Consider the following 18,897-nt stretch of genomic DNA (forward strand, 5'->3'; position numbering starts at 1 on the left):
CATCAGGAGTTTCCATGACCCGATCGATTCCCGAACCGGACCTCAACTACCTGCAGAAAGTCCTCCTGGAAATGCTCGCCATTCCCAGCCCCACCGGCTTCACCGACACCATCGTGCGTTACGTGGCCGAGCGCCTGGAAGAACTGGGCATTCCCTTCGAGCTGACCCGCCGCGGCACCATCCGCGCCACCCTCAAGGGCCAGAAGAACAGCCCGGACCGCGCCGTCTCGGCGCACCTTGACACCATCGGCGCCAGCGTGCGCGCGGTGAAAGACAACGGCCGCCTGACCCTGGCCCCGGTCGGCTGCTGGTCCAGCCGTTTCGCCGAGGGCAGCCGGGTCAGCCTGTTCACCGACAACGGCGTATTGCGTGGCAGCGTGTTGCCACTGATGGCCTCCGGGCACGCCTTCAACACCGCGGTGGACGAGATGCCCATCAGTTGGGACCACATCGAATTGCGCCTGGACGCCTACTGCACCACCCGCGCCGACTGCGAGTCACTGGGCATCGGCGTCGGCGATTTCGTCGCGTTCGATCCCTTGCCGGAGTTCACCGAAAGCGGCCATATCAGCGCCCGCCACCTCGACGACAAGGCAGGGGTCGCGGCGCTGCTGGCCGCGCTCAAGGCCATCGTCGACAGCGGCGAGCCACTGATGATCGACTGCCATCCGCTGTTCACCATCACCGAAGAAACCGGCAGCGGCGCGGCGGCGGCCCTGCCCTGGGACGTCAGCGAATTCGTCGGCATCGACATCGCCCCGGTCGCCCCCGGCCAGCACTCCAGCGAGCACGCGGTGAGCGTGGCCATGCAGGACTCCGGCGGGCCTTACGACTATCACCTGTCGCGCCATCTGCTGCGCCTGGCCACGGAACACGAATTGCCGGTGCGCCGCGACCTGTTCCGCTACTACTTCAGCGATGCCCATTCGGCGGTCACCGCCGGCCACGATATCCGTACCGCCCTGCTGGCCTTCGGTTGCGACGCCACCCACGGCTACGAGCGCACCCATATCGACAGCCTGGCGGCCCTCAGCCGCCTGCTGGGTGCCTACATTCTCAGCCCGCCGGTGTTCGCCAGCGACGCACAGCCGGCCCAGGGTTCCCTGGACCGTTTCAGCCATCAGCTGGAACACGACACACAAATGGAAAGCGACACCCGGGTGCCGTCGGTGGACAGCCTGGTGGGGCAAAAGTCCTGAGGTGAAAAGCCCCGCTTCCACTGTAGGAGCGAGCTTGCTCGCGATAGAGCGCAAAGCGCTGAACTCTCGCCCCACACGTACTCACAGGTAAATACGCAGGGCCCTCAAGGCGAGCGCTGCGCGCTCATCGCGAGCAAGCTCGCTCCTACAGATGATCGGCATTACGGTCCCGCGCGAGGTTTGCCTAGCCGCGCGGGGCCCGGCGCAGTAGGATCCGAGATTGTTTGCCGGAGGCCCGTATGCTGATTCCCCATGACCAACTAGAAGTCGACACCCTGACCCGCCTGATCGAAGACTTCGTCACCCGCGACGGCACCGACAATGGCGACGACACCCCGCTGGAAACCCGCGTCCTGCGCGTGCGCCAGGCACTGACCAAGGGCCAGGCGGTGATCGTCTTCGACCCGGACAGCGAGCAGTGCCAGTTGATGCTCAAGCACGATGTGCCCAAGGAATTGTTCGACTGATCCCCGGCCGGGACCGGGCGCCATCGCGGCGCCCGCAACCCGGCCAGTTTCTCAACCGTTGGTAAAGCGCGGCCCGAACAGAATGATGCTCGCGCCGATCACGCACAGCGCCACCCCCAGCCAGTCCGAACTCAGCGGCCGCACCCGCTCCACCATACCCAGCCAGCCGATCGAGGCGATGATGTAGATCCCGCCGTACGCCGCATAGGCGCGGCCGGCGTAGCTCGCTTCGATCTTGGTCAGCAACAGGGCGAAGAGCATCAGGCTCGCCAGCGCCGGGACCATCCACCAGGCGCTTTTGCCCTGGCGCAGCCACATCCAGAAGGCGTAGCAGCCGGCGATCTCGAACAGCGCGGCGAGGAAGAACCACAGGTAATTGAGCATGCAAGGTCTCGTCAGGGATGCCAGATGCTGGCAACCCTAACGACGCGCCGGGGCAGGAGCAAGCTCAGCTGGCGTTTTGCTTGGCCTTGGCGCGCATTTTATCGGCCATGAGGGTCATTTCGTCGTACAGCAACTGCGGGTTTTTCTGCTTCAGGGCCCAGGCCATGCGCCCCTGTTCGTGGGGCAGGATCATGAATTCGCCGGCGGCGACCCGGGTGTAGATGTAGTCGGCGATGTCCGCCGCGCTGATCGGCGAGCTTTCCAGCAGCTTGCCGACCTGGGCCTTCATCGCCGGGGTCGGGCCACGGAACGAATCCAGCAGGTTGGTCTGGAAGAACGACGGGCATACCACGTGCACGCCGATCTCCTGCTGGGCCAGTTCGATCAACAAGCTTTCGGACAGGGCCACCACGCCGGCCTTGGCCACGTTGTAGTTACTCATCGCCGGGCCCTGCATCAAGGCCGCCATCGAGGCGATATTGATGATCCGGCCCTTGCTCTTTTCCAGCAGCGGCAGGAACGCCTTGCAACCCTTGACCACGCCCATCAGGTTGATCGCGATCTGCCAGTCCCAGTCCTCCAGGGACAATTCGCTGAAGAAGCCGCCGGAGGCCACGCCGGCGTTATTGACGATCACATCGATGCCGCCGAGCTTGACCTCGCAGGCCTGGGCGAAGGCGGTCAACTGGCTGTAGTCACGCACGTCGCAACGTTGCACGAAGCCATCGCCGCCGGCTTCGCGTACCAGCCTGAGGGTTTCCTGCAGGCCGGGTTCGCTGACATCCGACAACGCCAACTGCCAGCCTTCGCGCGCCCAGCGCAGAGCGATTTCGCGACCCAGGCCGGATCCGGCGCCAGTGATCATCATGCGATTTTGCATAGGAGTTGCCTTGTTGTTCCGGGGAAGATGAGGCGAGTGTAGCGAAGGATTTTGTGTCGCCCACGCACCATCAGATTGCTGAATGCCCCAGGCAAACCGGGGCCTCGGTGCAACTTCCCGCGGTGTTGCACGTTCAACTCGATGGCCACCGGCAGCCGGTACGAAAAGAAATAGGCCTGCGTGCAAAAAGCATTAAAAAAACTTGGAATCATCCTTCAAGGCACAGAGTCCGAATGATTAAGCGGTACGGATTAATTGCCTTCGAGTCCAGCCGCGCCTTCGATCCTCCAATAAGGAAAACGACATGGGCACAATCCTGATCATTATTCTGATTCTTCTGCTGATCGGTGGTCTTCCAGTGTTCCCGCACTCCAGAAGCTGGGGTTATGGCCCGTCCGGCATCATCGGTGTGGTGCTGGTGGTGTTGCTGGTTCTCCTGTTACTGGGCCGGATATAGGTTTCGCCAGTTCATGTCCGGCACTTTAATAACCGTCAAAAAAAAGAGGCCCGAGGGCCTCTTTTTCATTAGCGCAATGAATCAGTCCGGCGTGCCGTGCACCACGCCTGCGGTGTTATCCAACAGGCTCTTGGTGGCGGTTTGCAGGAAAGCTTCCAGCTTGTGCTTCAACTCGGCGGTACGCGGTGCGTCCGGCACCACTTCGGCATGCGGATTGGCGCCCAGTTCGTACTGGTAGATCTTCGGCGCCATTTCCTTCTCGCGCGGCAGTACCAGGATCTGGTCGGCGGTGACGATAGCCGTGGTCTGCTCGCTGCCCGACGGCTTGATCACGCCAAAGCCGGTGTCGCCTTCCGGCAGGTTGAGCAGGTCGCGGCCCCAGCACTGGTGACGCACTTCGCCACCGAGGCGGCCCATGATGGTCGGCACGATATCGACCTGGGTGCCCACGGTGTGGTTGCGCTGGCCGAATTTTTCCTGGATGCCCGGAGCGATCATCAGCATCGGCACGTTGAAGCGGCCCAGGTCCATTTCGGTGATCTGGCGCTCGTTGCCAAAACCATGGTCACCCACGATCACGAACAGCGTCTCCTTGAAGTACGGCTCCTTGCGCGCCTTCTCGAAGAACTGGCCAAGGGCCCAGTCGGAATAGCGCATGGCGGTCAGGTGTTCGTTCAGGCTGCCGCGGTCGGTCACCTTCTCCACCGGCAATGGCGTCGGCAAGGCGTACGGGGTGTGGTTGGACAGGGTCTGCAGCAGGGCATAGAACGGCTTGCCGTTTTCCCGCGCCTTCAACTCTTCCAGGCCACGGTTGAACATGTCCTGGTCAGATACGCCCCAGGTCGGATCGGAGAACACCGGATCGACGAAGTCGTTGCGACCGACGAAGTTGGTCATGCCCTGGTTGCTGAAGAAGCCCGACTGGTTGTCCCAGGCGAAATCGCCGTTGTAGACATACACGTCGTCATACTTGCGGGCGCTCAGCACCTGCGGCAGGCCGGACAGCTTGTGGCTGCCTTCCGGGGTCTGCATCAGGTATTCGAAACCCGGCAGGTTGGGGAAGCAGGCCATGGTGGCGAACATGCCCTGGTGGGTATGGGTGCCGTTGGAGAAGAAGCGGTCGAACAGCAGGCCTTCCTTGGACAGTTGGTCCAGGTACGGGGTGATATTGCCTGGAGCGCCCAGGGCACCCACCGAGTGACCAGCCATGCTTTCCATCAGGATCACGACCACGTTCTTGATCGGCAGGGTCTTGTCGGCCGGTGGCGTGTAGTCGCGACGCACGGCGGCGATATCGGCGTCCACCAGCTTGTCGTCCGGCATCACCAGCAGGTCGCGCACCACTTGCTGCGCCTCGGGCTGCGGCAGGGTGGCTTTCCAGATATTGCTGCGGTCCTCGCCCATCCGGCTCTTGGCCGCCTCGACCAGCGACAGCGTACCGTTGAGGCCCAGCTGGTTGGCGAAGTTCGATTCGGTGGTGTAGACGTCACCCCAGCGCAGTGGCGGGCCCTGGCGCAGGGTGCCGCGGGCGGCGACCACGCAGACCAGCAGGCAGACCACGAATACGCCGATACGGGCGTACCACGGGGCGACCTGCCGGGTGCCGATGCTGCCGCCGCTGAACGGGCCACGCGGCCGGGTCGCGCGGTCGGCGCCCTTGAACGCCAGGCTCAGCAGCCAGGTGCCGACCGCCCAGGCCAGCAGGTAGCGCACCACCGGGAAGCCGTACCAGAGCATGCTCATCACGGTTTTCGGGTCTTCCTTCACATACTGGAAGACCAGGCCGTTGAGGCGCTGGTGGAACTCGCGGTAGAAGTCCATCTCCATCAGGCCGAGGAACAGCGCGATGCTCGAAACGATGGTCAGCCAGAAGCGGAAGAAACCGCGAGCCGCCATGGCCCGGGCACTGAACAGCGCCAGCAGCAGCGGGATGCTGAGGTAGACCACCAGGCGCACATCGAAGCGCAGTCCGTTGGCGAAGGCTTCAAGGAAGGTCGAGGCCGGTGTGTCGAGGATCATCTCGCGGTTGTAGACCAGCAGCGCCACGCGCAGCAAAGACAGCATGACCATCATGGCCAGCGCGCAGAGCAGCGTATAAGCCAGATGCGATTTGACGGTCGGTTGCAGCAGGCGACTCGAGGCTCGCTGCTGACTCAGGACGTCCGGGTTTGCCATATCGTTTTAGGACCCAATGGAAGTTGAAGTTGCGAAAAGAATGCAGCTGCGCTTTGCCCTCTTGTAGCCATTCAGGGCTGGGGGGATGGCGCGGTGCGCAAATGTTGCACGATCAGCAGCGGCATTGCCATTGATTACTGGCAGGCGCCCTCCCCTGGCCGGCAATGGCCCAGAGCCAGGGATCGCAATCGGAGATCGCACGGGAGCAGCGGAAAAACAGCGCTGGCGAATTGTCATGGAGACTTTGTGAAAATTTCGTGCAGCGCATATTTGGTCACATAAAAAAGGGCCTGGCGGCCCCTTTTGAACCCCACGCCAGCCTTCAGAGCCGTACGTTGCCGCGCGGCCCGGCAATCGCCCAGATGATCAGGCCCAGCACCGGCAACAGGATGATCAGCAACACCCAGAGGATTTTCATCCCGGTTTCGGCACTGCTTTTAAGTACATTGATGATCGCCCAGATATCCAGCGCGAGGATGATCAGTCCAACCAGCGTATTGAAAGTGGAACCCATGGTGTCGCTCCTAAATGAGGGCTTGCCCACTTAGGATAGTCGGCCGGCAGCGGGGTTCCTTTTTATTGCCTGCGCGGTCGGCCTGTGGCCCGCAGCTCAGACGTGAACCGCGACCTTGAGCGCTTCCAGGGACGGCGCGGCGGCAATGCCGGCTTCGGCGCACAGCTGCAGCACCCGCGGCACGTCATTGCCGTAGACCAGCACCACTTGCAGCTCGTCGTCCAGCAACTGGCTGAAGTTCATCAGCACGTAACCGCCGTTTTCCGGGTTCATGCTGCCCATCTGGATCTGGATGCGGTTGAGCGCGGTCAGGGCCTCGGTCTTGGCCAGTTGCTTGGGCTTGATATTGAACGCCACGCCCGGGCCGAAAGACGCGACGATCTGCGCGAACAGGTCCATGTAGGTGTCGGCCTGGAACAGCACGGTGTCCGGCAGGCTGCCGACCACCACCCATTCGCCCAGCGGGATCGGGAAGCTGTCGTCGTAGTTGATGTCCGGATTGGCGGCCAGGAAGGCCTGGGGATCGGCGTAGGCTTGGGCGGCCTCGTCGGCGATCCGCAGGATTTCTTCTTCGCCCATGCAGCCGGAGCTGATTTTTGTGATGAGTTCGGCGAGGACGTTTTTCATGGGCGAATCCTGTTACGGGTCAATGGCGGGCGCGCAGGATAGCCTAAACCCGGCCCGCGAACCTACCGCCGCGACCCAGGCATGGCCCTGGCCCGACGGTATGCGCCGTTCAGCTCAGCCCAGCAACTTCTGCAATTGCGCGGTGGTGTCGACGGCGCCCATGGTCTTCGCCGCATCCAGTGCGCTCACGCCGTTGGCGTCGGTGGCCCGCGGGTTCGCACCCTTGCCGATGAGGTAGTCGACGATTTCCGTGCGGTTGAACATCGCCGCCATCATCAGTGCGGTACGCCCGTCGAAGGACGAGCCTTCCACCTCGGCACCGCCCTCCACCAACGCCTTGACCACCGCCAGGTCGCCCTTGAAGGCCGCGCCGGCGATCGGGCTCTGGCCGTTGTCGTTACGGATCTCGGGGTCGGCCTTGTGCTTGAGCAGCACCTGCACCGCGTCCACATGCCCGTAATAGCTGGCCAGCATCAGCAGGGTGTCGCCCTTGTGATTGCGCAGGTTGACCGGCAGACCGCTGCTCGCCAGCTTGTCGAGCATCTGGGCGTCGCCTTGACGTGCGACGTTGAAGACCTGCTCGGTAAACTCGGCGGCTTCTTCTGCGGTCATCTGGCGGCTTTTGTCTGACATCGGGAACTCCACTTTCGGCCAATCGGAAAGCCGCTAGTGTCCCCAAGCGGCTCCCGCCCTGTCATCCCTTTTTTCTCAAGAGCGGCCATAGCCAGAATCAATAACGGTGCCGACCGGCACAAATATCCGCCAGGACCGCCTCCGTCACCCGGACATAGGTCGCCGACCCCGGCAACCAGGCGTACACCGGATCGCCGCCGGTTTTCGACGGGTCGAAGGCTTCTTCCTTGAGCCGGGTCTTCTGGTACTTGAAGGTGCCGGTGGTCTCCATCTTCACCTTGACCCGCAGGAACAGCGGCACCGCGTAGCCCGGCAGATGCTCGCGGGCGAACTGCAACAGCTCGGTGAAATCCAGGGTCGCCAGGGATTCGGCCGGGGTGATCGCCGCCATCCCGGCACGGCCGTTGGTGTTGTGCACCTCCACGCCATAGGCCACCGCCTCGGCGACCTGCGGATGTTGCAGGAGGATGTTCTCCACCTCGGTGGTGGAGACGTTTTCGCCCTTCCAGCGATAGGTATCGCCCAGGCGATCGATGAACTGCGCATGGCCAAAACCGATATCGCGCAGCAGGTCGCCGGTATTGAAGTAACGGTCGCCCTTCTCGAACACGTCGGTGAGGATCACCTTCAGGTTCTTTTCCGGCTCGGTATAGCCGTCCAGCGGTGCCTTGTCGTCGATCTTCGCCAGCAGCAGGCCTTGCCCACCCTTGGCGACCTTCTGCATGAAGCCGGAACCGTTGCGGATCGGCGCGCAGGTGTCGTGGGCATACTCCACCAGCGCCCAGGGCGCCAGGGAAAAGCCCACGGTATTGTCGAAGTTGAGCACGTTGGTAAAGCCGATATTGCCGTCGCTGGCGGCATACAGCTCGCAGATATGCTCGACGCCGAAACGCTGCTTGAACGGCCCCCACACGCCGGGGCGCAGGCCGTTGCCGACCATCTTCACCACGCTGTTGTCACGGTCGTGCTCGCAGGCAGGCTGGTCAACCAGGTAACGGCACAGCTCACCCACGTAACCAATGGTGGTGGCCTTGAACCGGCGGACGTCTTCCCAGAAACGGCTGGCGCTGAACTTGCGGCGAATGGCGAAGCCCGAGGCGCCGCTGATGGCCGAGCCCCAGCACACGCACAACCCGGTGGCGTGATACAGCGGCAAGGTGCAGTACAGGATATCGGCCGGCTGCATGTCGAGGGCGATCATGCCGAAGCTGGCCGAGCTGCGCATCCAGCGGCCGTGCTTGAAAATACCGGCCTTGGGCAGCCCGGTGGTGCCGGAGGTGTAGATATAGAAGCACGGATCGTCGAGGTAGATCCGCGCGGTACTTGGTGGGTTGGACGATTCGCTGGCGGCGCTGGCGGTCATCAGGTCGATGCAACCGGCAGGTGTTGGCCCGGACGCCACATCCGGATCGGCGACGAACCAGGTGCGCGCCTCGTCGATGGCGACCTGATCGCGAATCGCCGAGTAGGCATCCAGCAGTTCGCCGCCGACGATCATCGCTACCGGCTTCACCAGGTTCACGCTGTGCACCAGCACACTGCCGCTCTGCGCGGTATTGAGCATGGCGCAGATGCCGCCGAGCTTGGCCACCGCCAGCACGCTCACCAGCAACTCGGGACGGTTCTCGACGAAGATCGCCACCACGTCGCCCTTGCCGATGCCCTGGCTCGCCAGGTAATGGGCGATCCGGTTGGCCCACTGATTGGCCTGTGCATAACTCAACACCCGGTCGCCGTACAGCAGCGCCGGGCCGTCGGGGTTGCGTTGGGTGGCCTGCTCGAAGGTCCAGCCCAGCCCGCAGGGCTGATCGGCGCGCTTGACGTTGGCTATCTGCATGCCCTTGATGACCCGCGGCAACGCCCGGGCGATGGAGGGCAACTTCCGTAGCATCATGCCCCAGGTGATCATGTCGTGCTGATGAGTGCTCATGACGGCTCCTGTTCGACGCAAAAGGATCCTGCACGGGGCCAGGCCGGGCAGGCGGACAAGGGTCGATGGGGCTATTCAGCTGGGGCCCGAGGGCGGGCCGCCACGGCAAACAGGAGAAACAGGGGGCGTGCTATTGGCAGTAACGCAGAGCATGGCGTTCATGGATGACGTCCTATTTTCTTATTATCAGGCGCCCATGATCCAAGGGGACCACGGCGCATGACTGTCCATGTCGGTGAAACGTCTGATTGACCTGTACAGCCCGGAACATCAGGGCTTGGGCTTGTGCAAAGAGTCTGCGCCAAGCCTGTCGCTGGCAAAAAAATACGTCAGCGCTTCCTGGCCTGTACATGGAGTTTTTGCAAAGTTTTGTATCTCCTCCACGCCGCCAGGTGCCTCGCGCTTGAGGGCCGGGCTTTGCTGGCTGAATCTTTTGCGTGAACCGGCAGTCACAGCGTTACTCCCCAGCCCTTGCCCAGGCCCGCGACCTCGCAAAATGCAGGATGCACGATGCACGATGCACGATGGCCATTCATGCAAATTGCACGAGCCCGCAAACAGTGATTTTTTATAAGGATATGATTTATAAAGATTTTTATAAAAATTGAGGCTGGCACAATCGCTGCACCTATCACTCCAGGTTTGCCATTCAAGAACCAATGGAGCTGATAGACATGAGCCTGATCCAAGAAAAATTCGCTTCCCTGTTCTCCAACTACGAAGTGACCACTCAGCCACGGCCCGATGGCGGCATCCTGCTGACGCTGCGTAACAGCGAAGGTAAACAGCTCAAGCGCTCGATCTCCTATGCGCAGTTGCATGCGGGCGATCAGTTGTCGTGGGTGATCAGCGCGTTGCGTCGCGACCTGGCCGAACAGGCCAGCGAATTGCCACAGATTTCCCTGCTGCAAAGCCAGAACCGTTTTGCCCTGCCGTCGTATCACTCGCTTTAAATCCGCACCGCCGCGGATTCGCGGTGATCACCGGCAGCTGGATAACAGATAACCCCAATCCGGCCGTGCCAGCCTTGCGCTGACACGGCCTGACTGCTTTTCAGAAAGCCTGCGGATCGATATCGGCGAAGCTCGCCACATTCGCATGCCCCGCCAATACCCCGCCTTCGCGCACCAGGCCGCAGGTGGCCAGGCCGGCGGACCGGGCCGCATCCAGCTCCTGGACGATATCGGACAGAAAGAGAATCTGCCCGGGCGCACAGCCGATGGCCTGGGTAATGCGCTGGTAAGACTGCACTTCCCGTTTCGGTCCCGAGGTGGTGTCGAAGAAACCGCTGAACAGCGGCGACAGGTCCCCGGCAGTTGAGCAACCGAAAATCAGCTTCTGCGCCTGGATCGAGCCCGACGAATAGACATACAACCGATAGCCAGCCTGATGCCAGTGCTGCAACGCCGCCACCGCATCCGGGTAGACATGGCCCTTGAGCTGTCCGGCCCGGTACCCCTGCTCCCAGACCATGCCTTGCAGCGCCTTGAGTGGCGTGGACTTGCGATCTTCCGCGATCCAGCCCAGGAGGATCCCGATCACCCGCTCGACGTCCGCCGCCGGCTCGCCGCTTGCCTCGCGCACCGCCTGCAACTGCTCGGTAACGTCGGCCCGGCTGGCGTGCTTGCGCATGAAGTCCGGCAGGTGCCGCGCCGCGTAGGGGAACAGCACCTCGAAGACAAAGCTCACCGCGCTGGTGGTGCCTTCGATGTCAGTGAGAATGGCCTTGATCGGCATCCGCTCAATCCTCCAGAAGCGGGAACTGGCTGGCGATATCGGAACCGGTGAAGTTGGCGACCCAACCTTGCGGGTTGTTGAACATGCGGATCGCCACCAGGTACGGGTTCTCGCCCATGTCGAACCAGTGCGCGGTACCGGCCGGCACCGAAAGCAGGTCGTTCTTCTCGCAGAGCACGGCATACACGTAGTCGCCGATATGCAGGCTGAACAGGCCGCGGCCGGCGACGAAAAAGCGCACCTCGTCCTCGGCATGCCGGTGTTCGTCGAGGAACTTGGCGCGCAGCTTGGCCTTCTGCGGGTGATCGCCATTGAGGCTGATCACATCGACGGTGATGTAGCCGCGCTCGGTCATCAGGCGGTCGATCTGTTCCTGATAGGCGCCTATCACTTCTTCCTGGCTGGCGCCCGGCTGGATCCTGGTGGCGGCTTGCCAGCGATCGAAACGCACGCCCTGCTCGGCCAGGGTCGCGGCGATATCGTCGAAATGGGTCAGCACCTTGTTCGGTAGGTCCGGGCTGGATACGTGGTAAACGGACAGGCTGCTCATCTTGGCAATTCCTCGTTATCGGCAGTGCCTTCCGGCTTTTTCCAGGCCGGTCAGGCAGTGCATATCATCAGGCGCTGGCTACTTCAGTCGAAGCAAGCCTTAACGGTTTAACAGGGCGCGAGTCTGCAACTCGCACTCGAACAGAAACTCGAAGGCCTCGATCTGGCGCTGCGCGTCACTCATGCGCGCCCCCCAGGTGTAGAGGCCATGACCGCGAATCAGGTAGCCGACGCAATCGGCATGGGCGTCGAGCCAAGGCTGGATCCTGTTCGCCAGCCGGGCGATGTCCTGGTCGTTGTCGAAAATCGGCACGCGCACCCGCGACTCGTGGCTGGCAATGCCGGTAAAAGCCTTTTGCAGCTCGTAACCCTCGAACTCGATGAAGTCCTCGGCGGTCAGGCGTGACAGTACCGTGGCATTCACCGAGTGGGTATGCAACACGGCGCCGATCTGCGGGTTCCAGCGGTACAGCTGGGTGTGCAACAGGGTTTCGGCCGAGGGCTTTTTGCCCGGTTCCAGGCTGTTGCCCGACAAGTCGGTGGCCAGCACGTCATCCAGGCCCAACTGGCCTTTGTGCTTGCCCGAAACCGTGAGCAATAGCGCGCTCGGCGACAGGCGCGTGGAATAGTTGCTGCTGGTGGCCGGGGACCAGCCGCGGGCATACAGAAAGCGTCCGACCTCGATGATGTCCTGTGCCAGCTGTTCGCGGGTAAGGCTCATGGCCTCTCCTCTTGCATACGTGTGGCAATGATAACGGCTGCCGCCAGCGCTGCGAGGCTTGCAATACTAAAGGTCAATGTCGCGCCCAGGGCGTTCCAGCTGTAGCCGGAATACAACGCGCCCAATGCGCCACCGGTGCCGGCCAGGGCCGCGTACAGGGCCTGGCCCTGGCCTTGCTGGCGGTCACCGAAGCTGCGTTGCACGAAATGAATGGCCGCGGCATGAAAGCTGCCGAAGGTCGCGGCATGCAGCACCTGGGCAAACAACAGCACCCACAGATGTTCGGCAAAGGCGCCCAGCAGCAACCAGCGCAGGGCCGCCAGCAGGAAACTCGCCAGCAGCACCCGGCGTACCGAAAACCGCGAGAGAATCCAGCTCATCACCAGGAACATCAAGACTTCGGCGACCACCCCCAGCGCCCACAACAGGCCGATCAAGCCGCGGCTGTAGCCCAGGTGTTCCAGGTGCAGGGTCAGGAAGGTGTAGTAAGGACCGTGGCTCATTTGCATCAGCGCCACGCAGGCATAGAAGGCCAGGACGCCGGGGCTGCGCAGCTGGCCAAGAAACCCCTCGGCGGCCAAGCGGCTGCCCTGGGCCGCTGGCTGGGCGTTGGGCACCCAGGCGCTGCTGAGCACGATGCCGGCCATGATCAGCACCAGCGCCGCCGGGTAGATGTCCAGGCTCAACCACTCGAACAGCCGCCCCAGCGCCACCACCGTGAGGATGAAACCGATCGAGCCCCACAGGCGGATCTGGCTGTAGCGAGCGGTCTGGCCTTGCAGGTGTGCCAGGGTGATCACTTCGAATTGCGGCAATACTGCGTGCCAGAAGAACGCATGCAGGGCCATGACCATCGCCAGCCAGGCGTAGCTCTTGCTGACGAAAATCAGCGAAAAGCTCAGCAGCGTGCAGATCGCGCCAAAACGCACGATGGCCAGGCGCCGGCCGGTGTAGTCGCCCAGCCAGCCCCAGAGGTTCGGCGCCACGCAGCGCATCAGCATGGGAATCGCCACCAGCTCGCCAATACGCGCGCTGGAAAACCCCAGGTGATCGAAATACAGCGCCAGAAACGGCGCGGTCGACCCCAGCAAGGCGAAATAGAACAGGTAGAAACTGGAGAGCCGCCAGTACGGGAGCGCCGCCACGGCCGTCAGACCGTGGCGACTGGCAGAGACGCCATTACAACTGGCCCAGCACCGGCGTGCTGACGCGCACGTCGGCATTCTGGCCACGATGACGCAGCAGGTGATCCATCAGCACGATGGCCATCATGGCTTCGGCGATCGGCGTGGCGCGGATGCCCACGCACGGGTCGTGACGGCCCTTGGTGATGACGTCCACCGGGTTGCCATCGATGTCGATCGAGCGGCCCGGGGTGGTGATGCTGGAGGTCGGCTTGAGCGCCAGGTGTGCGACGATCGGCTGGCCGGAGGAAATCCCGCCCAGGATGCCGCCCGCGTTGTTGCTGAGAAAACCTTGCGGGGTCAACTCGTCGCGATGCTCGGTGCCACGCTGGGCGACGCTGGCGAAACCGGCGCCGATTTCCACGCCCTTGACCGCGTTGATGCTCATCAGCGCATGGGCCAGCTCGGCGTCCAGGCGGTCGAAGATCGGCTCGCCCAGGCCCGGCATCACACCCTCGGCGACCACGGTGATCTTGGCGCCCACCGAGTCCTGATCGCGACGCAGCTGGTCCATGTAGGCTTCCAGCTCCGGCACCTTGTCCGGGTCGGGGCTGAAGAAGGCGTTGTCTTCCACCGAGTCCCAGGTCTTGAACGGGATTTCGATCGGGCCCAGCTGGCTCATGTAGCCACGCACCACGATGCCCTGGCTGGCCAGGTACTTCTTGGCGATGGCCCCCGCCGCCACGCGCATGGCGGTTTCCCGCGCCGAGCTGCGACCGCCGCCGCGGTAGTCGCGGATGCCGTATTTGTGGTGGTAGGTGTAATCGGCGTGGGCCGGGCGGAACAGATCCTTGATCGCCGAGTAGTCCTTGGACTTCTGGTCGGTGTTGCGGATCAGCAAGCCGATGGAGCAGCCGGTAGTCTTGCCCTCGAACACGCCGGAGAGGATTTCGACTTCATCGGCTTCCTGGCGCTGGGTCGTGTGGCGGCTGGTGCCGGGCTTGCGCCGGTCCAGGTCACGCTGCAGATCGTCCAGCGACAGCTCAAGACCCGGTGGGCAGCCGTCGACAATGGCGACCAACGCCGGACCATGGCTTTCGCCCGCGGTGGTGACAGTGAACAGCTTGCCGTAGGTATTGCCGGACATGCAGGACGCTCCATGAAATCAGCCGAAATAACTCAATCTGGATTACTGAGCCGGGAAGTATACGCAGGCTCCCCAACTAGTTCATCCTCGAACCTTATCCGTGTCCGGAAGTCCAACCGGCACCTTCTCCATGATGGCGTGATGATGCTGCGAGTTCTTCTCTTGAGCCTTACCCTGTTCACCGGCCTGGTCCAGGCGGCCGTACTGCAACGTCCCATCAGCCTCGACACCGGCACTGGCGAGTTATACGGCTCGCTGCTGCTGCCCAAGTCCGACGCCCCGGTGCCGGTGGTCCTGATCGTCTCCGGCTCCGGCCCCACCGACCGCAACGGCAACAATCCCGACGGCGGGCGCAACGACAGCCTCAAGCGCCTGGCCTGGGTGCTGGCCAAGCACAACATCGCCAGCGTGCGCTACGACAAGCGTGGGGTGGCCGCCAGCCTCGCCGCCACCCCGGACGAGCGCAACCTGACCCTCGACGCCTACGTCGCCGACGCCGTGGCCTGGGGCAAGAAGCTCAAGAGCGACCCGCGCCTGGGCCCGTTGATCATGCTCGGCCACAGCGAAGGCGCGCTGATCGCCACCCTGGCGGCGCCCCAGGTCGATGCGGCGGCGGTGATTTCCATCTCCGGCACCGCCCGCCCGGTGGACCAGGTGCTGCGCCAGCAACTGAGCTACCGCCTGCCGGCGCCGCTGATGCTGCGCAGCAACGAACTGCTCGACAGCCTCAAGGCTGGCCGGGTCGACACTGACGTGCCGCCGCAGTTGGAAGTGATCTTCCGCCCCAGCGTGCAGCCGTACCTGATCACCCTGTTCAAGCAAGACCCGGCCGCCGCGTTCGCCCGCCTGAAGATGCCGGCGCTGATTGTCCAGGGCAGTAATGACATCCAGGTCGGTGTCGGCGATGCGCAGATGCTCAAGGCCGCCAAGCCGGACGCCCAACTGGCGCTGATCGAAGGCATGAACCATGTCCTGCGTATCGTGCCCAACGACGTCAAGCGGCAACTGGCCTCCTACAAGGATCCGCAGCTGCCCCTGGCCTCGGAACTCGGCACCCGCATCATCAGCTTTATTGACGGACTTCACGCCCGTTGACGCGTTTTCCCCTCCAGTCCTGAAAAAAACGGCCGATAAGCCTTTGCCGGCCGTTCACTTGCCGTCGGCAAGTAGCGCTTGGACAGGATCTCGCCGTTATGACCGATACCCAGAACCCTCCCGAAACCGAGGTTGAAAACCCCGCTCCCGAAGCCGTGGCGTTGCCGTGGGCGGACGTCCATGCCGAGCATCACCGGATGCTTCGCCTGGCCCCGCTGCAAACCGATCGCGCCACGGGCGGACGGCCCCTGCGCTTTATCGAGTTCGGTTATGCCGAGCGCAGCAACAAGGAACACAGCCTGTTGCGCATGACCCTCCAACTGCCGGGCCAACGGGTGCGCAAGGAACAGAATCACCTGGATGTCTGGGTCGACCACGTGACTCGTCGGGTGCGCTTCGAGCCGGAAAACCTGCAGATCGAACCGGCGAACCGCGGCATCGGCCGCTTTCTGCTGGCGCAGGGGGCAAGCTGGGCCCAGAAGAAATGGCCGCACTACCGCGTGGACGGTTTCGAACTGGCGAACAAGGATGCGCTGAACGAGGCCACGCGCCTGCGGCGCGATCATTTCCTGCGGGTCCAGGGTTTCGATGTGGTTTACGCCGATGCCCAGCACCTCAAGGGCAGCGTCAAGCATGTGCAGGTCGGTGAACTGCTGCCCAACTGGAACACCGAAAAGCTGCAATTCGTCGAGATCCTCGAAGCCGCGCAAATGCTGCAGCAGGCCGAGCAGAACCTCGAAGAACAGGAAGTGAAGCTGCGCAAGCACGAAGAAAAGGTCGCCAAGTACAAGCGCGAAGACACCGGGCTGCGCTTTACCATCACCTGCCTGGTGGCGTTTGCGGTGTTCCAGGCCGGGTTGCTGATCTGGATCGCAACCCACCGCTGACCCCTGGCCGCCTCGCGGACAACTGTAGGAGCGAAGCTTGCTCGCGATAGCGTCCGTCCAGGCACACCCCGGTACCTGGATCGCGGGCAAGTCGGATCGCCGCCGCTCGCTCCTACAGAACGCCGATCAGACCCGGGAGCTGAACAGTGCCTGGTGCTGTCGGCACTGCTCGGCGGTGAGCATGAACACGCCATGACCGCCGCGTTCGAAGTCCAGCCAGGCGAAATCGACTTCCGGGTACAGCGCTTCGACATGGACCTGGCTGTTGCCGACCTCGACGATCAACAGACCCTTCTCGGTCAGATGATCCGCCGCCTCGGCCAGCATGCGCCGTACCAGGTTCAAGCCATCGTCGCCACAGGCCAGGCCCAGCTCCGGTTCATGCTGGTATTCCTCGGGCATGTCGGCGAAGTCCTCGGCATCCACATACGGCGGGTTCGACACGATCAGGTCGAAGCGCTGGCCCGGCAAGCCGTCGAAACCGTCGCCCTGCACCGTGAACACCCGCTCATCGACACCATGGCGCTCGATGTTCTGGTTCGCCACCTCGAGGGCTTCGAACGACAGGTCGGCCAGCACCACTTCGGCCTTGCGGAACTCGTAGGCGCAGGCAATGCCAATGCAGCCGGAACCGGTACACAGGTCGAGAATGCGCGCGGGCTCGGCGCCCAGCCAGGGCTCGAAACGTTTTTCGATCAGCTCGCCGATCGGCGAACGCGGGATCAGCACCCGCTCATCGACAATGAACGACAGGCCGCAGAACCAGGCCTCGCCCAGCAGGTAGGCGGTCGGTACGCGCTCTTCGATGCGCCGCTTGAGCAGACGCTGCAGGTTGACCAGTTCGTCGTCTTCCAGGGCGCAGTCCAGATAGCTGTCGGCGATTTCCCACGGCAGGTGCAAGGCACCCAGTACCAATTGGCGGGCTTCGTCCCAGGCGTTGTCGGTCCCATGGCCGAAAAACAGATCCTCCCCATGAAAGCGGCTGACAGCCCAACGGATGTGGTCGCGCAGGGTGCGCAGGCGGGAAGTGATCACGGGACAGACTCCTGAAAAAACGACTGGCGATTCTAACAGCCAAAACGTCTGAGGACGACGCATGAAAAATCTGAGTCTGCGGGGCGTTCAGGCGGTTTTCTCCACATTCGGCCCGATTCTGCATAGCCCTTGACACGGCTGTAGGCCAGCAACCACGCACCTTACGTTAGTAGCGATTCACAGAAGCGCTCCGCCAGAGGACAATGTCGCAAAAGCCCCACTCACAGGAGCCCCAGAATGTCCGTTCCAAAGACGATGTTTCAACTCAGCGGTCGTGGTTATGCAGCGGCTAATTTGAGCCACGCGACCCTTGTGATCATCGACGCCCAGAAAGAGTACCTCAGCGGTCCGCTGGCCCTGTCCGGCATGGACGCCGCGGTCGCCAACATCAAGCAACTGGTCGCTGCCGCCCGCTCCGCCGGCCGCCCGGTTGTGCATGTGCGCCACCTCGGCACCGTCGGCGGCCTGTTCGACCCCCAGGGCGAACGCGGTGAGTTCATCCCCGGCCTCGAACCCCAGGGCGACGAGACCATCATCGGCAAGCTGCTGCCGAGCGCCTTCCATGGCACCGAACTGGAAAAGCGCCTGCAGGACCTGGGCTCCCTGGACCTGATCGTCTGCGGTTTCATGAGCCATTCCAGTGTCAGCACCACCGTGCGCGCGGCGAAGAACCTGGGCTTTCGCTGCACCCTGGTGGAAGATGCCTGCGCCACTCGCGACCTGCCCTACAAGGGCGGCATCCTCAGCGCCGAGCACGTGCAGCAGACCGAAATGGCCATCATGGCGGACAACTTCGCCACCCTCGCCGCCACCAAAGATCTGATCTGATCGACCTGCAATGAGCGGCGCGCCTTCAGGGGCAAGGCCGCTCATCCGTAAAAGCCTCTCATTTGCCGTAATTGCCTTAGCCTCAGGAACCACCCGGTCATCTTTCGGTCGAAGGGCCGATACCCATTGAGGAAGGTCGGAATGAAGATATCCGATGGTTTTGACGCACGTCGTCTGCGGCCCAAAGGCCCGCGGAACTGGCGTTTGCGCCTGGGCGCGGGATTCTCCGCGTTGCTGGCGACCTTCGGTGTGCTGCTGGCGATGGCCGGGGCCGCCAGCCTGTTGGGGCGCCCTCCGGCGCTGGGCGAATTGAATGCAAGTCCGGCAGGTTCCGCGGTGATTCTAGCGGTCGGTCTGTTACTGCTATATGTCGGCGTCTGGCTGTGGCGTCGCTGCCGGCGGCGCATGCGCCAGCCGCAGACCCTGAACATGGCTCCCCACCTGATGAAGAAACATGACTGAATCGACGGCAACACGTTTTGTCCCGCCCCTCTCCCGTCGAGTTGGG

21 protein-coding genes are annotated in these 18,897 nt (G+C 62.9%); 8 read left to right on the forward strand and 13 right to left on the reverse strand.

Annotated elements, in window-relative coordinates; translation table 11 throughout:
- The first annotated feature begins 14 nt into the window (after window positions 1-14).
- Window positions 15-1,199, forward strand: a complete 1,185-nt coding sequence (locus AC07Y9_RS03390; protein ID WP_087092386.1) for an osmoprotectant NAGGN system M42 family peptidase — start codon at window positions 15-17, stop codon at window positions 1,197-1,199.
- 239 nt (window positions 1,200-1,438) lie between these two features.
- Complete coding sequence (locus AC07Y9_RS03395) at window positions 1,439-1,666, forward strand: YheU family protein (protein ID WP_007932245.1); 228 nt, start codon at window positions 1,439-1,441, stop codon at window positions 1,664-1,666.
- Window positions 1,667-1,717: 51 nt separating this feature from the next.
- Here AC07Y9_RS03395 and AC07Y9_RS03400 read toward each other — a convergent pair whose 3' ends face one another.
- Window positions 1,718-2,050 carry a YnfA family protein gene (locus AC07Y9_RS03400; RefSeq protein WP_007932246.1) on the reverse strand — a complete coding sequence of 111 codons (333 nt, stop codon included), beginning with the start codon at window positions 2,048-2,050 and terminating at the stop codon, window positions 1,718-1,720.
- Window positions 2,051-2,114: 64 nt separating this feature from the next.
- The gene (locus tag AC07Y9_RS03405) at window positions 2,115-2,930 is read right to left on the reverse strand and encodes an SDR family oxidoreductase (protein WP_007932248.1); all 816 of its coding nucleotides are present in this window, start codon (window positions 2,928-2,930) and stop codon (window positions 2,115-2,117) included.
- 304 nt (window positions 2,931-3,234) lie between these two features.
- Between AC07Y9_RS03405 and AC07Y9_RS03410 the strand changes: the two genes are divergently transcribed.
- Complete coding sequence (locus AC07Y9_RS03410) at window positions 3,235-3,387, forward strand: DUF3309 family protein (RefSeq protein WP_003226960.1); 153 nt, start codon at window positions 3,235-3,237, stop codon at window positions 3,385-3,387.
- A gap of 81 nt (window positions 3,388-3,468) precedes the next feature.
- On the opposite strand, the gene AC07Y9_RS03415 is transcribed toward AC07Y9_RS03410, so the two are convergent.
- The 5 genes from AC07Y9_RS03415 to AC07Y9_RS03435 all read right to left on the reverse strand — a co-directional run bounded on the left by AC07Y9_RS03415 (window position 3,469) and on the right by AC07Y9_RS03435 (window position 9,266).
- Window positions 3,469-5,562 (reverse strand): LTA synthase family protein, encoded by a 2,094-nt coding sequence (locus tag AC07Y9_RS03415; protein WP_053262207.1) that lies wholly within the window; start codon window positions 5,560-5,562, stop codon window positions 3,469-3,471.
- Window positions 5,563-5,884: 322 nt separating this feature from the next.
- On the reverse strand, window positions 5,885-6,076 hold the full coding sequence (locus tag AC07Y9_RS03420; RefSeq protein WP_007932252.1) for a PLDc N-terminal domain-containing protein: 192 nt from the start codon (window positions 6,074-6,076) through the stop codon (window positions 5,885-5,887).
- A gap of 96 nt (window positions 6,077-6,172) precedes the next feature.
- On the reverse strand, window positions 6,173-6,703 hold the full coding sequence (locus tag AC07Y9_RS03425) for a hypothetical protein (protein WP_007932253.1): 531 nt from the start codon (window positions 6,701-6,703) through the stop codon (window positions 6,173-6,175).
- 114 nt (window positions 6,704-6,817) lie between these two features.
- A complete protein-coding gene (locus AC07Y9_RS03430; protein WP_009045037.1) occupies window positions 6,818-7,336 on the reverse strand; it encodes an ankyrin repeat domain-containing protein in 519 nt (172 codons plus the stop codon).
- A gap of 97 nt (window positions 7,337-7,433) precedes the next feature.
- The gene (locus tag AC07Y9_RS03435) at window positions 7,434-9,266 is read right to left on the reverse strand and encodes a long-chain-acyl-CoA synthetase (RefSeq protein ID WP_102679093.1); all 1,833 of its coding nucleotides are present in this window, start codon (window positions 9,264-9,266) and stop codon (window positions 7,434-7,436) included.
- Between the two features lie 674 nt (window positions 9,267-9,940).
- On the opposite strand from AC07Y9_RS03435, the gene AC07Y9_RS03440 reads away from it, so the two are divergent.
- On the forward strand, window positions 9,941-10,219 hold the full coding sequence (locus tag AC07Y9_RS03440) for a DUF3509 domain-containing protein (protein ID WP_009045039.1): 279 nt from the start codon (window positions 9,941-9,943) through the stop codon (window positions 10,217-10,219).
- A gap of 100 nt (window positions 10,220-10,319) precedes the next feature.
- On the opposite strand, the gene mtnC is transcribed toward AC07Y9_RS03440, so the two are convergent.
- The 5 genes from mtnC to aroC form a co-directional block, all read right to left on the reverse strand.
- A complete protein-coding gene (gene mtnC, locus AC07Y9_RS03445; RefSeq protein ID WP_102679092.1) occupies window positions 10,320-11,003 on the reverse strand; it encodes an acireductone synthase in 684 nt (227 codons plus the stop codon).
- A gap of 4 nt (window positions 11,004-11,007) precedes the next feature.
- Complete coding sequence (locus AC07Y9_RS03450; RefSeq protein WP_102679091.1) at window positions 11,008-11,553, reverse strand: 1,2-dihydroxy-3-keto-5-methylthiopentene dioxygenase; 546 nt, start codon at window positions 11,551-11,553, stop codon at window positions 11,008-11,010.
- Between the two features lie 99 nt (window positions 11,554-11,652).
- Window positions 11,653-12,273 (reverse strand): methylthioribulose 1-phosphate dehydratase, encoded by a 621-nt coding sequence (locus tag AC07Y9_RS03455; protein WP_102679090.1) that lies wholly within the window; start codon window positions 12,271-12,273, stop codon window positions 11,653-11,655.
- Entirely contained in the window at window positions 12,270-13,418 is a 1,149-nt protein-coding gene (locus tag AC07Y9_RS03460) for an MFS transporter (protein ID WP_102679089.1), read from the reverse strand. Before AC07Y9_RS03460 ends, AC07Y9_RS03455 begins: the two co-directional genes overlap by 4 nt.
- A gap of 34 nt (window positions 13,419-13,452) precedes the next feature.
- The gene (gene aroC / locus AC07Y9_RS03465) at window positions 13,453-14,544 is read right to left on the reverse strand and encodes a chorismate synthase (RefSeq protein WP_007932265.1); all 1,092 of its coding nucleotides are present in this window, start codon (window positions 14,542-14,544) and stop codon (window positions 13,453-13,455) included.
- A gap of 141 nt (window positions 14,545-14,685) precedes the next feature.
- Between aroC and AC07Y9_RS03470 the strand changes: the two genes are divergently transcribed.
- Both AC07Y9_RS03470 and AC07Y9_RS03475 read left to right on the forward strand, forming a co-directional pair.
- Entirely contained in the window at window positions 14,686-15,639 is a 954-nt protein-coding gene (locus AC07Y9_RS03470; protein WP_102679088.1) for an alpha/beta hydrolase, read from the forward strand.
- Window positions 15,640-15,737: 98 nt separating this feature from the next.
- On the forward strand, window positions 15,738-16,526 hold the full coding sequence (locus AC07Y9_RS03475; protein WP_102679087.1) for a hypothetical protein: 789 nt from the start codon (window positions 15,738-15,740) through the stop codon (window positions 16,524-16,526).
- A gap of 126 nt (window positions 16,527-16,652) precedes the next feature.
- Here AC07Y9_RS03475 and prmB read toward each other — a convergent pair whose 3' ends face one another.
- Window positions 16,653-17,561: a 50S ribosomal protein L3 N(5)-glutamine methyltransferase gene (prmB, locus tag AC07Y9_RS03480; RefSeq protein WP_087092396.1), complete on the reverse strand. Its 909-nt coding sequence runs from the start codon at window positions 17,559-17,561 to the stop codon at window positions 16,653-16,655.
- A gap of 237 nt (window positions 17,562-17,798) precedes the next feature.
- Between prmB and AC07Y9_RS03485 the strand changes: the two genes are divergently transcribed.
- Entirely contained in the window at window positions 17,799-18,389 is a 591-nt protein-coding gene (locus tag AC07Y9_RS03485; protein WP_053262217.1) for a cysteine hydrolase family protein, read from the forward strand.
- 141 nt (window positions 18,390-18,530) lie between these two features.
- Window positions 18,531-18,851, forward strand: coding sequence for a hypothetical protein (locus tag AC07Y9_RS03490; protein WP_007932271.1), 321 nt, complete (start codon window positions 18,531-18,533; stop codon window positions 18,849-18,851).
- Window positions 18,852-18,897: the final 46 nt, after the last annotated feature.

It is taken from the genome of Pseudomonas sp. GW456-L12 (assembly GCF_059424045.1).